The sequence below is a fragment of the Bradyrhizobium sp. MI1.10 genome (genome assembly GCF_055811035.1).
This window is the reverse complement of record NZ_JBVVPN010000082.1, coordinates 1-15,111: the sequence shown is the minus strand read 5'-3', so window position 1 is coordinate 15,111 and position 15,111 is coordinate 1. Positions and strand designations below refer to the sequence as shown.

Annotated in this window: 8 protein-coding genes; 6 read left to right on the top strand and 2 right to left on the bottom strand. The window is 58.4% G+C overall.

Annotation, left to right across the window (positions count from 1 at the left end):
• The first annotated feature begins 2,091 nt into the window (after nt 1-2,091).
• The 3 genes from AC0L3K_RS38880 to AC0L3K_RS38870 all read left to right on the top strand — a co-directional run bounded on the left by AC0L3K_RS38880 (nt 2,092) and on the right by AC0L3K_RS38870 (nt 4,726).
• A complete protein-coding gene (locus tag AC0L3K_RS38880; RefSeq protein ID WP_354129104.1) occupies nt 2,092-2,292 on the top strand; it encodes a hypothetical protein in 201 nt (66 codons plus the stop codon).
• 771 nt (nt 2,293-3,063) lie between these two features.
• Nucleotides 3,064-3,411 (top strand): hypothetical protein, encoded by a 348-nt coding sequence (locus AC0L3K_RS38875; RefSeq protein ID WP_354129103.1) that lies wholly within the window; start codon nt 3,064-3,066, stop codon nt 3,409-3,411.
• An 877-nt stretch (nt 3,412-4,288) separates the two neighbouring features.
• On the top strand, nt 4,289-4,726 hold the full coding sequence (locus AC0L3K_RS38870; RefSeq protein WP_354129102.1) for a hypothetical protein: 438 nt from the start codon (nt 4,289-4,291) through the stop codon (nt 4,724-4,726).
• Nucleotides 4,727-5,192: 466 nt separating this feature from the next.
• Here the strand turns inward: AC0L3K_RS38870 and AC0L3K_RS38865 are convergent, their stop codons facing one another.
• Nucleotides 5,193-5,405, bottom strand: a complete 213-nt coding sequence (locus tag AC0L3K_RS38865) for a hypothetical protein (protein ID WP_354129101.1) — start codon at nt 5,403-5,405, stop codon at nt 5,193-5,195.
• 2,351 nt (nt 5,406-7,756) lie between these two features.
• Nucleotides 7,757-8,509, bottom strand: a complete 753-nt coding sequence (locus AC0L3K_RS38860) for a hypothetical protein (RefSeq protein ID WP_354129100.1) — start codon at nt 8,507-8,509, stop codon at nt 7,757-7,759.
• 521 nt (nt 8,510-9,030) lie between these two features.
• Here AC0L3K_RS38860 and AC0L3K_RS38855 point away from each other — a divergent pair.
• The 3 genes from AC0L3K_RS38855 to AC0L3K_RS38845 all read left to right on the top strand — a co-directional run bounded on the left by AC0L3K_RS38855 (nt 9,031) and on the right by AC0L3K_RS38845 (nt 15,057).
• Complete coding sequence (locus AC0L3K_RS38855) at nt 9,031-9,369, top strand: H-NS histone family protein (RefSeq protein WP_354129099.1); 339 nt, start codon at nt 9,031-9,033, stop codon at nt 9,367-9,369.
• A 377-nt stretch (nt 9,370-9,746) separates the two neighbouring features.
• Nucleotides 9,747-10,145: a hypothetical protein gene (locus AC0L3K_RS38850; protein ID WP_354129098.1), complete on the top strand. Its 399-nt coding sequence runs from the start codon at nt 9,747-9,749 to the stop codon at nt 10,143-10,145.
• 1,699 nt (nt 10,146-11,844) lie between these two features.
• Nucleotides 11,845-15,057, top strand: coding sequence for an AAA family ATPase (locus tag AC0L3K_RS38845; RefSeq protein ID WP_473368052.1), 3,213 nt, complete (start codon nt 11,845-11,847; stop codon nt 15,055-15,057).
• The last annotated feature ends 54 nt before the right edge of the window (nt 15,058-15,111 follow it).

The window sequence follows — 15,111 nt, the reverse complement described above, 5'->3', positions numbered from 1 at the left end:
CGCATGGCGGCCTAACCCCGGCAGAGGCTCCACTTATCGACGCGGAGATTCTGTTCAGACAACCGGGACCAGCTCTGAGTTCGGTGCCGGCATTAGGTGCGATGTCGAAAAGGGCTGGCTGGAGCTACATGAGAGCGGCACCTATGTGCGGCTGGTGACAGCCGTAGGAACCTAGCATCACTGCCCGGCTTGCTGTCTTGCTAGCTCCTCTCCTGAGCTGGCGGAGCGGCCCCGGCCCATCCTTCCAGCCCCCCTGAAGCCGGGGCCGTCTCTAAGCCGCGCGGCCTTGCCTTACTCGGCGGGGCTTCCTTGGGGAACATAAAGCTGCGTCCAGAGTCTGCCCACGTAGTGGCGAGACGTTCCTATGACATCAAGACAAGATTCCGTCCGATGTCCCAAGTGCGGCCGACCGACACGGGTGATAGAGCGCATTTGGAATTCAAGGCCACCCGGCTTCCTCCGGATCTTCGAATGCGAATGCGGCGAGTTGGTCTGGGAAGAACAGCCACATGAGGACGTGGAGGCAGGCCTTGACCAGGGCGCCCGCCCTACGCACGCCGATGGCCGGCAGATTTGAACCGCAGTTTATCTGCCAAGGCTGCGGTAGTCGCGGCGCTGACGTTCGGCCTGTCTTTGCCACTCCAAAGATGGGAACCAACGTATAAGGCCCGCCAGCGTGAACCCGGCGCATACGGACCATGCCGCCAACTGAGACGACCTTACTTCTGGGCGTTCCGCTTATAAATACACGCGGTGCGAACAAACGAAGATTATAATTATCACAATCTGTTCTCGCCCGGAGAACAGCGGGGCCGCCAGCGTGACCGGTGGGCCTCGATCTTCAATGCGAACTGAACCTTCACACTCCACCCCCATACTCAACAGTATCCGGGATTTTTGCTGATCCCCATCTCGGGGCTGGACTGAAACAAGCGCCGCCGGGATGCACATTTCGAGTCCGGCGGCGTGATTTGCGACGCGCTCCCTAGCTTGAACCCGCGGGCCAGTTTGGCGAAGGCGGGTAAGGTGGACACTAAGCGATTTACGGCGCGAGTTGGCGCTTGGAGCCCCATGAACATCCGTTCTGGTCTATTGCTGGCCGCGATTTGCTGCGCATCCGGAAATGCTTGCATTGCCCAGCAGGGGGCGGCGGGGCCAGACGGGCTATATCCACCACCGCCCGAGACTTCCCTGCCCAACCAACGGACCCGCAAGCGTGCCAACACAATGGGGCAAAAACCTTCGTTGGTGTCTAAGCCGATGACCTGGGAAGAAGAAAACGCCCGACAGCAAGCGGATGAAGATCAGCTGAAACGGAGAATGAATATTTGCCCGCGCTGCTGAGAGACAACATCCCAGAGCTTCCCCACGACGCCTGGTAGCTCGCGCGCTTTCGCCTCCTTCTCGTAGTTGTGAAGCCGGTGCAGCTTGTGGGGAAACAGTCAGAGCATCAGATAGGGCAGTTGCGGGATTGGAACTGATGCTATGCGCTCTGCTTTGGCGGTGAGTTTCGTGGTGCTCCTGTGCACGTCGGCCGACGCTGCAAAGGTGCGTCACTCTCGGGCACGTCAACCCGCGGCGGAACGTCCGAGCCTGGATGTCAATTCTCGGGCGCGCTTCGCAGTCCCCGGATGGAGTGACGATGCAACGCGGCGATGGCTGGATAATGCCTCCTCCAATGTCGGCCGCGGTGGCTAACGACCGAAATCGCTTGCGGACACTACGGCCGCGCCAGACATTCGTAGCGCGTTCGAATGGAAAGGGAGCCAAATGCGTAGCTCTCATAATCGCCGGCGTCGCCCTCGCTTCGCTAGTTTCAGCCGGGGCGGCCGATGATGGTCCCGCAGACAAAACAAAGAAAATAGACAGCTGCAGCTACATGCTTATGGATGGGCAGTTGGTCGATCTACCCGTTGGCGCAAACTGCGTCCGCTCACCCGCGCCATATACAAACGAATACGCGCTGCTTCACTGTTATCCGCCCCTTCAAGAGATTGACCTCGTAAAGCGCGGCGATTCCCGGTGTAGGGAAAAGTACGAAGATCGCGAGCGGAAAAGGTAGCCTGATCGGCTCAAGGTCGGGAGGTGCAGATGTCTCATTTCATGATGGATTGTTATTTTCCTGACGTGACGAAGCCGGATGGGGTGACCTGCGATTCTTTTCCGATCAAGGCTCTAAATGACGATGACGCAATCGCAGAGGCGAAACGGGTGGCGATCTGGAAAAAACCCCTACGGTATGGCGTTCTCATTGTCAGCAAAGCCGGGGATAAGACTATCTTTCACTCGTAACCCGGCCGAAGGCTGCGGTCTAACGCCCCCTTTTGCTCAAATGAAAACCCGCCGGCTCCGGTAGCCGACGAGTTCTCTATGCCCATGCGTACCGCGGTACTCGTCACCAATCCGCGATGCTGCATCGTAAGGCGGTACCTATTGACGTCAGGTTACCGCCTCAACCGCAGGCGATGTGGCATCAGCCGCTGCCGGTCGCGCTTCCTGTGCCGCCAGCACGGACCGGCGGTCGAGGAAGGCGCTGTCATCAACCTGTGGCATAATCATTGCAGAGTTGAACAGGAGTGGGATTTCAGTGCCCAGTCTGAGACAAGAGCGCCGCCGGGGGGACTGGCATTTCGAGCCCGGCAGCGCTCTCCCTTACTGTTCTGGCTCGCCTGCGGAGGGCCCCGCCCAAGCTTTGCGGCTGGAGCGGGCCGAATGGCAAATCAGGGCTATTTGGCCGCCTGCAGAACCGCCGCCGACCGTCTGGCGGCTACCTCCGCACGCTGATCATCCGATAGCTCCTCCGCATGCGCAGAACAAACACCCGCCTCGGGGCGCTTCCGCCTTCGTCCACAGGCCTGCATATTTTTCCCAAGTTGCGGCATTTTACGCGCGCAACCTATTGATTTCGCGCATTGGTTGAGGTTCAGTGCGCCCTGTTGTTTTTAGCCGGGGGGCTTTTCACATGCGTAGATTTGGCGTCGCGGCGCTTTGCGTCGCGCTGGGCGGCTGCGGACTTGCCGCGCGCCGAAGCGTGAGCAGCAACAAGCAGCAGCTGCTGCGGCCATGCAGCAGGCCTTTGAAAACTGCAAGGTGCAATTCCCCGAAGGCACCAAAAACATGATCGAGAAGAACAAGTGCAACGCCACCGCCGCGCTGGCGATCAGGCCTTTCACGACCTACACCGACTTGTTCGATAAATACTGCGCCACGCGAGCTGTCATAGCCGAACGCGTGCAGGCGGGAAAAATGACGGTGGCCGAAGCTAACCAAGAGGCGACCCAAGCTCAGTCAGACATCGCAGCAGAGGAGCAGCGCCGCAATCTCGCAAATCGATCGGTAGGTGCTCAAGAGTCGGCCTGCGCGTTGGCTTTGCTGAAGACTCTCCTGACGGGACCACGCTACTTCCGCTGATTAGGGGTCCGGTCTCTCGCTTCAACGCGGATGGGAAATGGCAACCGGACAAGAACAAAACCGAAGGAGTCTCGATACATTCGGACAGTTCGCTGGAAGTGGAAACAGTGGTCAGGAAGGGGACAAAGCAAAGAGAAGGAAGATTTCAGGGATATTCACCAAGAGTGTTATCCGCGCATCGTCACGCCCCCACCTTCTGTAGAGGTCACGGTCAGACGCTACGATTCTCGTGTCCTCATCGTTTCTCCGACTGTTAATGTCGACGACGCAGAAGACCTAAAACACGTCATCAATTTATTTCTTGAGCTGATCGGTTACTGCGAAATCACAGCGACCGACCTGAAGTCGCTCGTTCCCCCACACATAAAACAGATCAACTGGAATCTCTTGCCTCCAGGCGAGTACCCATGGAGTAGAATGAAGAGCCACCTTACCTTCGCGTCGCGCAGGGCATCTGAAGGTGTGGCGGCTGTCATTCAGGATCGCCAGGAAACCTTAGGCCCTTGGACCGAACACCATATACGTCGGAGTCAATGGATTTAGCGATGCATTGCATACGAATTCAAAACACAAGATCTAGTGGTCCTCGAAAGCATCCGTCGCGACAACGCGATTTACGTATTCGGACATGATTGGGAGGCGGCTTCTCGGCTGTCGAAGAAGCAAATTTTGGATGCGTCTCTCCAAACGGCGCGCATCGTCCATTCGACTGGCTGGAAGGAAACACTTAGGGCTCTCGTGGCATAAGCAATGCTAGAAACGCCACGCTTAACCAGGGCAACAGGCCCGGCCGATATGGCGCAACATGACCGAAATCCCGCGGTGATTAGAAAATTCAAACAGGCCTTCAAGCGTCGGCAACAGAGGTTAGCAGGCCATGCAGTACGTGAAGTTCGCGTTTAAGGTACTTGTGATCTGCCTATTAGTGACGATCGTGGGTGGCTATTTTTATCTGGTATATTCGGGGGAGCTGCCACGACCTGACATCAAGGCATTAGGCGAGCAGATCGCGCCTTCTCTCGCCTCCGGCGGGTCCTCCATCGGGATATTGGCGATCGGTTTGTCCTTCCTTTTGACCGCGATCGCGCCGTTAATCTACGCAGCCAGATCTGGAGACGTCTTCACGGTAGTGGTCAGCGTCGTTTCACTTGTCGTCTGCTTCGCCATCCTAGCGTCCAGCAGGACGGTGATCGACATGGTTTTGGCAGCGATCGTGTATTTTACCAGCGCTCTGATTTCTGTGGTCATGTATTCGTCCAGCTGCGTCGCTGCGGCCGTCGAGAAGAGATTTCAGCTGCCGGATGGCGGGACGTGATGGTGGCCCAGTTGAGAGAGATTGGACCAATAGCCCCGCCGAGACCTCCGCTCACAGCGGGGGCTCGGTTTATTCGCGGCTTCCAGCGCGTGGGTCTTGCCCTTGCTGGGCTCATTGGAATAGCAGGCATCGTGACGACCATTGTCATCGCTCTGGACCAACAATCCTCGGCTGAGCGCAGGTACACGCAAGCAAAGTGCGTCTACGACTAGCTAACCACCGGCCAGCCTGTCAAAATGCTGGAATACAGCAAGGGAAAGATCGACTACGACGGATCTGGATGCTACGGGCCGGGGTATCGCATGGTCGATTCGAGATTGTTGGTGTGCAGCGGCATCATACCCTCCCGCTTCGGGCCGCACGCGTATATGAGCGCGCAAGGAAAGGCGCAGCCCAATTCTGACTCTCCCTTGCGCCGTTGGCCTCAGCGTCGCGCGGCACAATGCATTGCGCGACGCCGTAGCGATTACTTACGCTCCGCGTCAGCCTCCTGCTCAAGCCGCAAAATATGTGCGCGCAGCGTGTCAAACCGCTCCTCGGCAACGTCGCTGAATAGCGGGTCATTGTGACTCGTCGCGGCTGAAGCGATCTCAGTCCAATCTTGAGGCTCGAGAACCTTAACTGCCACGGGAAAAAAATCGCGATCTTCCATCCTCATGTGACGGCGCTCTATGATCATGGCAGAGCTCCATAAACGGGTCTCAATATAGTCTTTGGTCGAGTGTCAGCATTTGCGACAGATCAATCCGAGACAATACGATTTTCAGATCGCGGACCATGCTCGCGATTGCCCTAGCCGCAATTTAGACCCATATTCTGAATTGCAGATGCGTGTAAAACGGGAAAGCCGCGGTGAGCAAGCACGGATCGTGGCTGAAAAGTGCCATTCCCCTCCCCCTTGCAACGTCGCTAACCCGCATGGACCTTCGCGGCGCCATGCGCCGTTGCGGACGCGCGTGGGATGATTCCGCCGGTAAGCTGACGCACAAGTAATACAAAATTATGTGGCACATCTTTCGCTTGGAGATGCTCGACAAATGCCGATGTCTCCAAGGACCCGGATGGGGGCGAATGACGGTAGCCTCAGTGTCGGCCAGAAGACGGCCATAGCAAAGGCTCCCGGAACCTGAGTTCTTGTCAGGTTTCCTGGTGTTGATGAGGTTCACCACCGATGCCCTACCAGCACCTCGCCCGTGTTGTGATGCGCCTCCGACTTCTTCATGGCATCCCGCTTACTCAAACATGGCGTCGATCTTGGCCAACATCGAGTAAAGGCTTTCAGCCGAGGCCTACCCGTAAGCGAGAAGGCGCCCGGCCGCCCGGCGAGGACCCGCCGGCAAGCCGCCGCGTCGAAGGTCGGCTCCGAAGCAGGATGAACCGCTCGAGGCGCAGGTTTACTCTACGCTGCTCCGACTGAACATTTCCGCCTCCAGAACCGGAGCTGAACGATCACGCGGCACCTGATACGATCCAAGCGCAGGGCAGAACGTCCGGTGTGGAAAGAAAAGGAACCAGATGCGCGCACTTATAATCGCAGGCCTGGCGTTCGCCTCACTGGGCGCAGCCAGGGCCGATGACACTACGGCGGACAAGACAAAGCAAAAGACAATTGCAGCTACATGCTGATGGATGGCCAGTTGGTCGATCTACCGGTTGGCGCGAACGTTTGCGTCCGCTCACCTGCGCCATATACCAACCAATACGCCCTGCTTCACTGTTATGCGCCCCTTCAAGAGGTCGACCTCGTAAAGCGCGGTGATTTCCGGTGTAGTGAAAAGTACCAAGATCGCGAGTGAAAAAAATAGAGGGGCGTGAACCCGAGCTGTTCGCTCTGGTCCGAGTCACGGCTCGACGAAAAAGCCCTAGCGCTGCTTGGATGCGCTAGGGCCCATTCTGTACCGGCCCACTCGCAGTTAAGACCGGTGCGCGTACCATGGCCCATAAACGTTTCAGAGTGGTTAGTTGGAGGCTTCCGCTGTTCTAAAATAGTTCGGCCAGTTGCAGAAACTCGCAGGCGGCGCAAACAATCATTCCCCACAGCGCAAAGTTTATCTGCAGAGCTGCAACCATGCTTCCCTCCTTGTCGGCCGTGCTTGGTGCTACGGTTGATGGTGGACTTGCATTTTCACCATTTCCCCGAATTTACACCGATTCCAACGTCTCAACCGCCCGCAAGAATACTGGGTGGGACTCTCGATGAAACACGGCAGAACGTCGGGCTATGCGTCCGCCCTCTTCCGCATCAGGGCAAGACGTGGCGCAGGCGCAACAGCCTCCCATGTTCCGCTTCGGAACACATGTTTTGGACTCAACCCGCAAACCAGGTTCTGCAATCATCGCCAACAGCCGGGGCTGGAAGTGTCCATTACGTAAGCACTCAATTTTCCCGGGACAATAAAGGCCGCAGGAGATGAGCTGATCCTGCGGTCTTTTTCATCTCAGCGGCGGATGTGGCAATCTCAGGAGCGGAGGGCGCGGAGAGTGTTGCGTGCTCGAAAGGAAAAGCTCCCCGAGCAACTTGGAGCTACCAAAGACGCCGATCAGCGAGGCGATATCGATCAGCTTGGCCGATGTTTCGCCTTGGAGTTCTCCCAGGCGACCTTGAAGCGGCGCGCTTGGCTTCATCGAGCGAGCCAGCTTCCCCGAACGGCGGACCGGGAAACGTCACGATGGAGGCCAGTGCGGTAGCGCACGACGTCCTTATTCGCCCCGTACAGAAGAGCTGGCGAATGCATTTGAGGAAGCCGATCGCCTTCCCAAAGCTGCACGTCGTGCTCGCCATACATTTGCTAGGCTCGACGTCTCGCCGCTTGCTCGTCAATACAGTCAAGCTTTGCTGCGCAGATCACTTGCCGCAGTCCACCACGAACACTTTGTACCCGCATGATGGCAGTCCCATCCAAAAAGGGGATCGTCAGGTTAATCGAATGTCCGTCTAAGGCAGCGCCGAACTGAGTGCAGGCGCGCGGAACCTTTGTACGTGTGGCAATTCGGCTATAACGGCGTGAACTCATCGATCGCGGGGCTGCGTCAACTAACCCGCTCAGTGTACGCGCATCGGTGGCGTAGCTTTACCGTCTGCCGAACCGTGCGGTTCGAGCTTAAAATCGAAAAGCCCCCCAGCGTCATCAGCAGCACACCTAACGAGGTTACCGTCCAGCTGCGCGGCTCGTCGCGCACCTCTTCATTGTGCGCGGCCATCGGGATAGCTGGAGGTGAGTCGGCTCGCGCGGCCGCGGCAAGCTTCTCCACGTCAACTTGGGGCGGCACGGAGTGCTCGGGCGTGAGCTGGGTGATAGGAAGATCCGCGGCGGGTCGCGCCGGCATGGGGGCCGGCGTGCCCGCATCGAAAACAGAAGCGGCATCGGCCACCTTGAGTTCGTGTGCCGGCGGCGTCTGCTGAGCCCCCTCGGCCGCCGATGAGCTTGGCAACTCCGCGCGCGCATCGATCACGGGGCTCGCCCTTTGCTGCTCGGCCTCGTTCTCGACGGAGCTGGCGGCGCGGTTGGCCACACGACCATGAGCCGGTTGTCGCACTGTCGCGGTGCCTTCGGCTAGGAACCAGCATTTGCGGTGGCCGTCCCGCCGATAGACCCAGTGCTGACGTGGGCCATGCGAGTTGCCGGGCCGCGGCAGGCATTCCGGCTGCACCGATGAGGTTGCAGCGGGCTCGCGCGGAGCAATATTGAACAAGTTAGTAAAAGGGTCGGAGCACGCTGGTGTCGCCGGAAGACCTCCGACAAGGACTAAACCGGCGAAGTAAAATCGCAAATGACGGGACATCGAAAACTCCCGGTGCTGCGCCCCCTACTCGGCACGAGCCTTCGCGGCGACATGGGCTCCGATGCGGCTTAAATCTGGCAACGTGATGGATTAATTGTGCTCCTGGCCATCCGAGTTAACAGGCCATCCAACACTCTTCGGTTGCAAAACGGGGCAGCGCGTTCAATTAAGTCGAGCCACATGCGTTACGTGGGGCGTCGATCCCGCTCGCGATCCGCGACGCGGCCGCCCGGTTGATCACTCGCTGCAGTGTTTGCGCTCACCTTCGCAATGGCAATGTGGAAGCGCAACTGGTCGAGCGGTAGGTTGTGGATAATACGATGCCGGTGTGCGGGCCGGGGTGAGGATTCGCCTGGCACCAAATTAAATGCTCCGTCACGATATTACCGCCATCGCGCCTTTCTCCCGTTTACCTCCTCATTTAAATGTGGATTGTACGACGACTATATAACTGATGGCTTGTCTGCTCCTTCATTCCCGACTTGTCTGCCTGGGCCTTCCCCCAAGAGTTGGATCGAGCGATGAACACCGAGCATTTCAATTCGCTTTCCCTTGACGAACTTTGGATACTTCACCAACAGGTCGCCGCCACCCTCAGTCAGAAAATTTTGGTGCAAAAAGCACGGTTGGAGGAGCGGCTCCACAAAATTGGACTGGCCGAGAAAGCTGTACGGTTCGATCGTAAGCGCCGTCCATACCCGCCCGTTCGCCCCAAATATGGCAACCCAAAGAACCCGGCGGAGACATGGTCCGGCCGCGGCAGACTGCCTCGATGGCTGCGGCCGCAGCTTCGAGGTGGCCGGAAGTTGGACGATTTTCTAATCGACCAGGCTTCGGTTCAAAAGCGGCAGACAAATTGAGCGCCGCGATCACATTGGGAAGAAGGCCCACTGCAATGATTACGACGGATGTCCAAGATCAGGCCATAGCCGCGAAGATGACCGGATAATTGACTTCGAGAGGCAATCGGCCAGACTGCACGTCAATAGCGAGCAAAGCAGATTGCACCGCATCGCTGGTGCCGGACACATGATCCATCAGTCCGCGACCGCCGAGGTGATGGCAGCGTCGACGAGGCCGCTGCATTCATGAATAGCGATCAGCCAAAGAATGCCGCCCCCGGGCGATCCATAGCAGACTAAGCAAAGCCGCGCGGCGACGGAGCTTACGGGCCACCGGCAGCCACTCTTCTGCAACTGGCCTCCCGTCCCCGCCAGGCAGCTTCGGAGACTCGATCGTGTCCAATCTCTACTCCATGAAGAGAAACGTGCACGCGACTCGTCGCCTGTTCGCCCCGCTCAACAGCAGCGTTGGCAACTTGCCCAGGATGCCGGGCATCTTCCCGGACTGCCCCGCCCCCTCGTCCGCAATGTGCCTGCGGCGGTGGCCCACAAGGGGAAGCGGGATTGGGTCAGCGACGATCTGGACGTACGCGGAGGGGCACGACTTTATCCATGTCGCTGTGACCGGAGCGCCGGCTTTGCAGCTGCACCACCTGCTCGAGTTCGAGAGCCTCTATGGCGAGCTCATCTGCCAAGCGTTCGAAAAGTGCGCGCTTTTGCGGGTCGCTCGATCGCCTGCTCATAAGGGCCAAATCCGCGGCATCGGCACGGAGTTTGTCCAATTTTTCCCTTAGGTCCGCCATGGTATCGGCCCCGTCCTAGACCCACCTCGCCATGCGTCACGGGATGCAGGTCAGCGGCGGAACACGCTATGGGTTCTTCGTTAATTGATTGTTAGGCCGATATTCGTGAGGGCCGAGATGTGTGAACCAGCGCCCGCTGGCCTTGCCGAACGCGTCTGCGGCTATCCGATCAATGCTTCAGTGCGCACACGTGGTCACGAGCAGCATGGTCCGGCTGCATTGCCAATCGGACCCCAACATTGGTTCATGGACTCCACGAGGAGTACCGACGGCCATAGTAGTACCAGCCGCCACCAGAACAGCGGCGGTCAGCGCGAGCATTCGACAGGTTGCCAAGTTCCACTTCATTGCGCTTCCCTCCAGTGGAAGCACGCACGCTAGGCTCAGGAATACCTCCCGCTTGTGAACTACTTCACACGGCCTTTCCTAACAGTCATCACAGTCGCGTACAGCAAGCACGCTGCGTCAACCGGCGGCCCTCGAGGCGCTAGGCCCCCGAGGCGCAGTCATACGTGATGCTGCAGTCCCCAGAAGGCGATCAGCAGAAGGGCTGCGGCCCCAATTTCCAGCAATAGGAGAATGGCTTCCAGCATGACGAATCAAGCCCCGCCCAAGGGAATCATACACATGGGTGAAACTTAGTCATCGTGGACTGGCCTGCCCCGGGCCCGATCTGATCAAAGAAAAACCCGCCGGCCTAGGTCCGCCGGGCTCTCAATTCCCATTCCTATCCCAGTGCTCGTCACCAGTCCGCGATAGGACCTGTTCTAGCGCTGGGCGATTGACGGTGTGTTACTTGCGCATCGCGCACCACCGGGCAAACCTGAGCCGCTGGAGCGCCTATACGGCACGGATCAGGCGCATTCCGACTTCAGGTGGTGCCCGGGAAGCTCCTGCCTCCTCAGGCCACCTGCCCTTCGTTGAGGATGGGACGGACCAGTCTGCTGCGTTTTTCAGGTAGGCCGCGGCGAGGCATCCAGCGCCAACTCGCGCTATGTGTTCGCCGCCAACGAGACACCACGTCGCAGTCAACGTCTTCGATAGATCACGCCTTCGGACTGTCCCATACTCCAGGCGATTCCGACCATGATTTGGATCAAACAGAGCGAGAGCTTCAATTGGTTGAACTCTCTTATGAGCAAGAGCAGCTGTAGCGATCGAGCTCGAGCTGGCATTGGCAGATTTAACTCGTAGCAAGTCGCCGTAGAAATTCATGCCGACTCCCAGGCAGTCAACTGAAATCTGTCCCATTCCAACTACTTGCCGTGGAGAGTCTAGAAGAGTGGATATCCTCTGGCTTTCTATGATTGAACTTCAAAAGCCTTAACGGCGGCGAGCTTCCCCAATCTGCCGGTTGAGCGGTCGACCAATTCGGGCTCCTGATCAACATGGAGACTGCGGAGCGCTCGACATCACCGTGCCACCCTCGTCGCTCACCATGGGATCTCCTCATGAGCGATGTAGGGACAGAAACGACAGCCACAGCCGTCGGACGGAACACTTACCATGCTTCAAGAGGTATTTAGGTGCGACGAATTGCGAGGCTGTTCACATATACAGGCCAGACAGCATGCTATTGTCGGTGCGATAAGACCGAACTGCTTTGAATGGATATTCGAATGCGATGAAGTAGCCGAACCAAGGTTTGGCTCTGACATGCTGAAACTTTCGTACACACCAGGGTCCGGCCATGGAAATCAAGACTTGGCTGAGAAGGCTAGGGCTGGGACAGCATGAGTCCCTATTCATCGCGAATGCCATCGATTGCGATGTGTTGCCGCAATTGACAGAAGGCGACTTCGAAAAGATCGGCATCCCACTTGGCGACCGCAAGCGCCTGATGAATGCGATCAGTGCGCTTCCCTCCAGCCCTCCCTCGGCTGATGCGAATACTGCAGTTGCGCAGTACGCGGAACGCCGCCACCTCACGGTGATGATCTGTGACTTAGTCGGTTCGACCGCTTTGACGGCACGGCTTGATCCGGAAGATATGGGCGCCGTCATAGATGCCTATCACGCTGCTTGTGCTCGCATCACGCGCTCCTATGACGGCTTTCTCGCCGACTTTCGCGGAGACGGCATCCTTGCGTATTTCGGCTATCCCATTGCGCACGAGGACGATCCCGAACGAACGGTGCGAGCTGCACTGGATATCATTGCTGCCGTCGCACGGCTCGAAACCCGCGCAGGAGAACCTCTCGCCGTGCGTATCGGCATCGCCACCGGCATGGTGGTAGTCGGCGACCTGGGTGGCGAGGGTAAGCTTCGGGAGCATTCCGTCGTTGGGGGCGCTCCTAATATCGCGGCTCGCGTGCAAGCCTTGGTAGAGCCGAATACAGTGGTCGTCGCTGATTCGACGCGCCGTCTCCTTGGCGATATCTTTAATCTTCGCGATCTTGGGGCCCACCAGCTCAAGGGCATCAGCGCGCCCGTCTGCGCGTGGGCCGTTCAGGGCCTCTCCGCTTCCGAGAGCCGCTTTGAAGCGGTGCGTCCGGCAGAGCGCGCCCATCTCATCGGCCGCGATTCCGAGTTGGAGTTCCTGTTGGAACGTCAGCGTTTGGCTCGCACCGGCGAAGGCCAGATTGTTCTCCTCTCCGGCGAGCCGGGTATCGGGAAATCGCGCCTAGCAGCCGCTCTGGCTGAGCGTGCAGCTAAGCATCAACCACAGATGCAATTTCGTTATCAGTGCTCGCCTTATCACGCCAACAGCGCACTTCATCCCGTGGTCGAGCAGTTGGAAAGGAGCGCCGGGTTTAAGGCGGACGATTCGGCCGAGATGCGGCTTGACAAGCTGGAGGCGCTGCTCGCGCTGAGAGCGACGCAAGTTCAGACGGTGGTACCCCTTTTTGCCGCGCTGCTATCGATTCCGTGCGAGGATCGTTATCCGAAACTGCAGCTAAGCCCCGCCCAGCAGCGTCGCCGAACGCTTGCCGCGCTCCTCGATCAATTCGAGAGCCGTTCGCGCAAACAGCCGATCTTCTTGCTCCTCGAAGATGTTCAGTGGGCCGACGACACCACCCTCGAATTGCTCGACCTCGTCGTAGAGCGAGCCCGACAGTTGCCTATTCTTGCGCTGGTTACCTTTCGACCAGAGTTCGAGCCTCCCTGGACTGGTCTTGCAAATGTCGGAAGCCTGATCCTCGGACGGCTCAACCCAGATGATGTCAAAGGTGTGGCCACGCAGGTGGCTAACGGTCGCGCGCTTCCGATCGACGTGATGAAGGAGATCGTCACAAAGACTGACGGAAACCCGCTCTTTGTGGAGGAACTCACAAAGGCTGTCATCGAAGCAGGCATCCTGGTTGAATATCAGGATCGCTATCAGCTCAGGGGGCCGTTACCGCCTTTCGCCATCCCGGAAACCCTCCATGACTCCCTGATGGCGCGGCTCGACCGCCTGCACTCGGTGAAGGAGATCGCCCAGATCGGCGCCACCATCGGTCGCGAATTCTCCTATTCCTTGATGCTGGCTGTGGTAGCTCGAGAGGACCCATGGTTGCAGCATTCCCTCGCCGAACTCGAGGAGGCCGGACTTATTTTCCGCCAAGGTGAGCTGCCGGATGCAATGTACAGCTTCAAGCACGCATTGGTCAGGGATGCGGCTTACCAAAGCCTGCTGAAGAGACGGCGACGGCAACTTCATGCTCAGATAGCGCGCGCCCTAGAGAACGGATTCAAGGATGCCGTCGTGAACGACCCTGAAATCCTTGCGCACCATTTCACTGAAGCCGGCATGCTCGAGCAAGCGACGGACTATTGGCTCAAGGCTGGAAAGCGCGCGCTCGGCCGCTCTTCCAATGCCGAGGCCGTAAAACATCTCACGCGAGGAATGGAGCTAACCCAGCAACTGCCGAGCTCGCCACAACGGGACCGCAAAGAATTAGATTTTTATCTGGCCCTTGGGCCTGCAGTTGCCGCGACTGAGGGTGATGCCGCGCCTGAAACGTCGCGGGTCTTCTCACGGGCTCGCGCGCTGCTTGGCGAAAGCGCCAGCCTAGAAGAACGGATGACGATCCTGTGGGGCAACTACCTAGCCCACTTCATGCGCGCGGAGTATGGCTCAGCGCTGGAGGACGCCCGGCACTGCCTCGCGTTGGCCACAGAGTATGAGCATCCCGGCGTGTCCGTCCTAGCCACACGGTTCATTGGGCAGTCGTTGCATTTCACGGGTGCCTTCGCCGATGCACGCCAACACCTCGATCGCGCCCTCGCACTATGCGCAACCAATCCAGCCACGATCTCGACCTATCGCCGCTTCGGAGTCGATGACGCGGTGAATAGCCTGGCGTGGCTCTCGACGACGCTATTGGTCCTTGGCTATCCTAAACAGTCTACAACAATCGTCGAGCGCACAGAGACTCTTGCCCGAACGAGAGAACAAAGCTTTACGACAGCCCTGGCTCTGGGGAACATAGCCGTTTTGGGCACAATCGGCGGCGACGCAAAGCGCGCCTTGGCTCACGCCGATGAGGCGATATCGCTCAGCATCGAGCATGAATTTGCGGCAATCGAACGAAGAGCACGTTTTTTCCGTGGAGCACTGTTAGCCCAAGCAGGAGACCTTCAAGTCGGGATTGAACTGATGCGCAGCGCCTTGGCGGCAACTTACCGCAACTCTGAGCGATGCCGCCGCACTGTGTACTTGGGCCATCTCGCCTTCGCCCATGCCCAGCTCGGAGAACCTGAAGTCGGACTCCGTCTGCTGGACGAAGGCGTTCAGCTGGCCGAAGCAACAGGTGAGAGGTTCTTTGAGGCCGAGCTGTACCGTCTTAGGGGCAGCATCAACCTAATACTCGGGAGGCGTGACCAGGCAGAGGTCGAACTGAAGCGAGCAGTGGCCATTGCGCGGCAACAGCAAGCCCGCTGGTGGGAGTTGCGTGCAGAGCCGGCTCCGGAAATCTGAACAGGGCGATAAGTGGAGTTTCTGCCTGACGGCGGGCAAGATTGGCCCGCGAAT

Bases quoted from the DNA above. Each gene is read 5' to 3' on its own strand.
- AC0L3K_RS38855 (WP_354129099.1), top strand. From the start codon at position 9,031: ATGAACACCGAGCATTTCAATTCGCTTTCCCTTGACGAACTTTGGATA.
- AC0L3K_RS38880 (WP_354129104.1), top strand. From the start codon at position 2,092: ATGTCTCATTTCATGATGGATTGTTATTTTCCTGACGTGACGAAGCCG.
- AC0L3K_RS38865 (WP_354129101.1), bottom strand. From the start codon at position 5,405: ATGATCATAGAGCGCCGTCACATGAGGATGGAAGATCGCGATTTTTTT.
- AC0L3K_RS38845 (WP_473368052.1), top strand. From the start codon at position 11,845: ATGGAAATCAAGACTTGGCTGAGAAGGCTAGGGCTGGGACAGCATGAG.
- AC0L3K_RS38870 (WP_354129102.1), top strand. From the start codon at position 4,289: ATGCAGTACGTGAAGTTCGCGTTTAAGGTACTTGTGATCTGCCTATTA.
- AC0L3K_RS38875 (WP_354129103.1), top strand. From the start codon at position 3,064: ATGCAGCAGGCCTTTGAAAACTGCAAGGTGCAATTCCCCGAAGGCACC.
- AC0L3K_RS38860 (WP_354129100.1), bottom strand. From the start codon at position 8,509: ATGTCCCGTCATTTGCGATTTTACTTCGCCGGTTTAGTCCTTGTCGGA.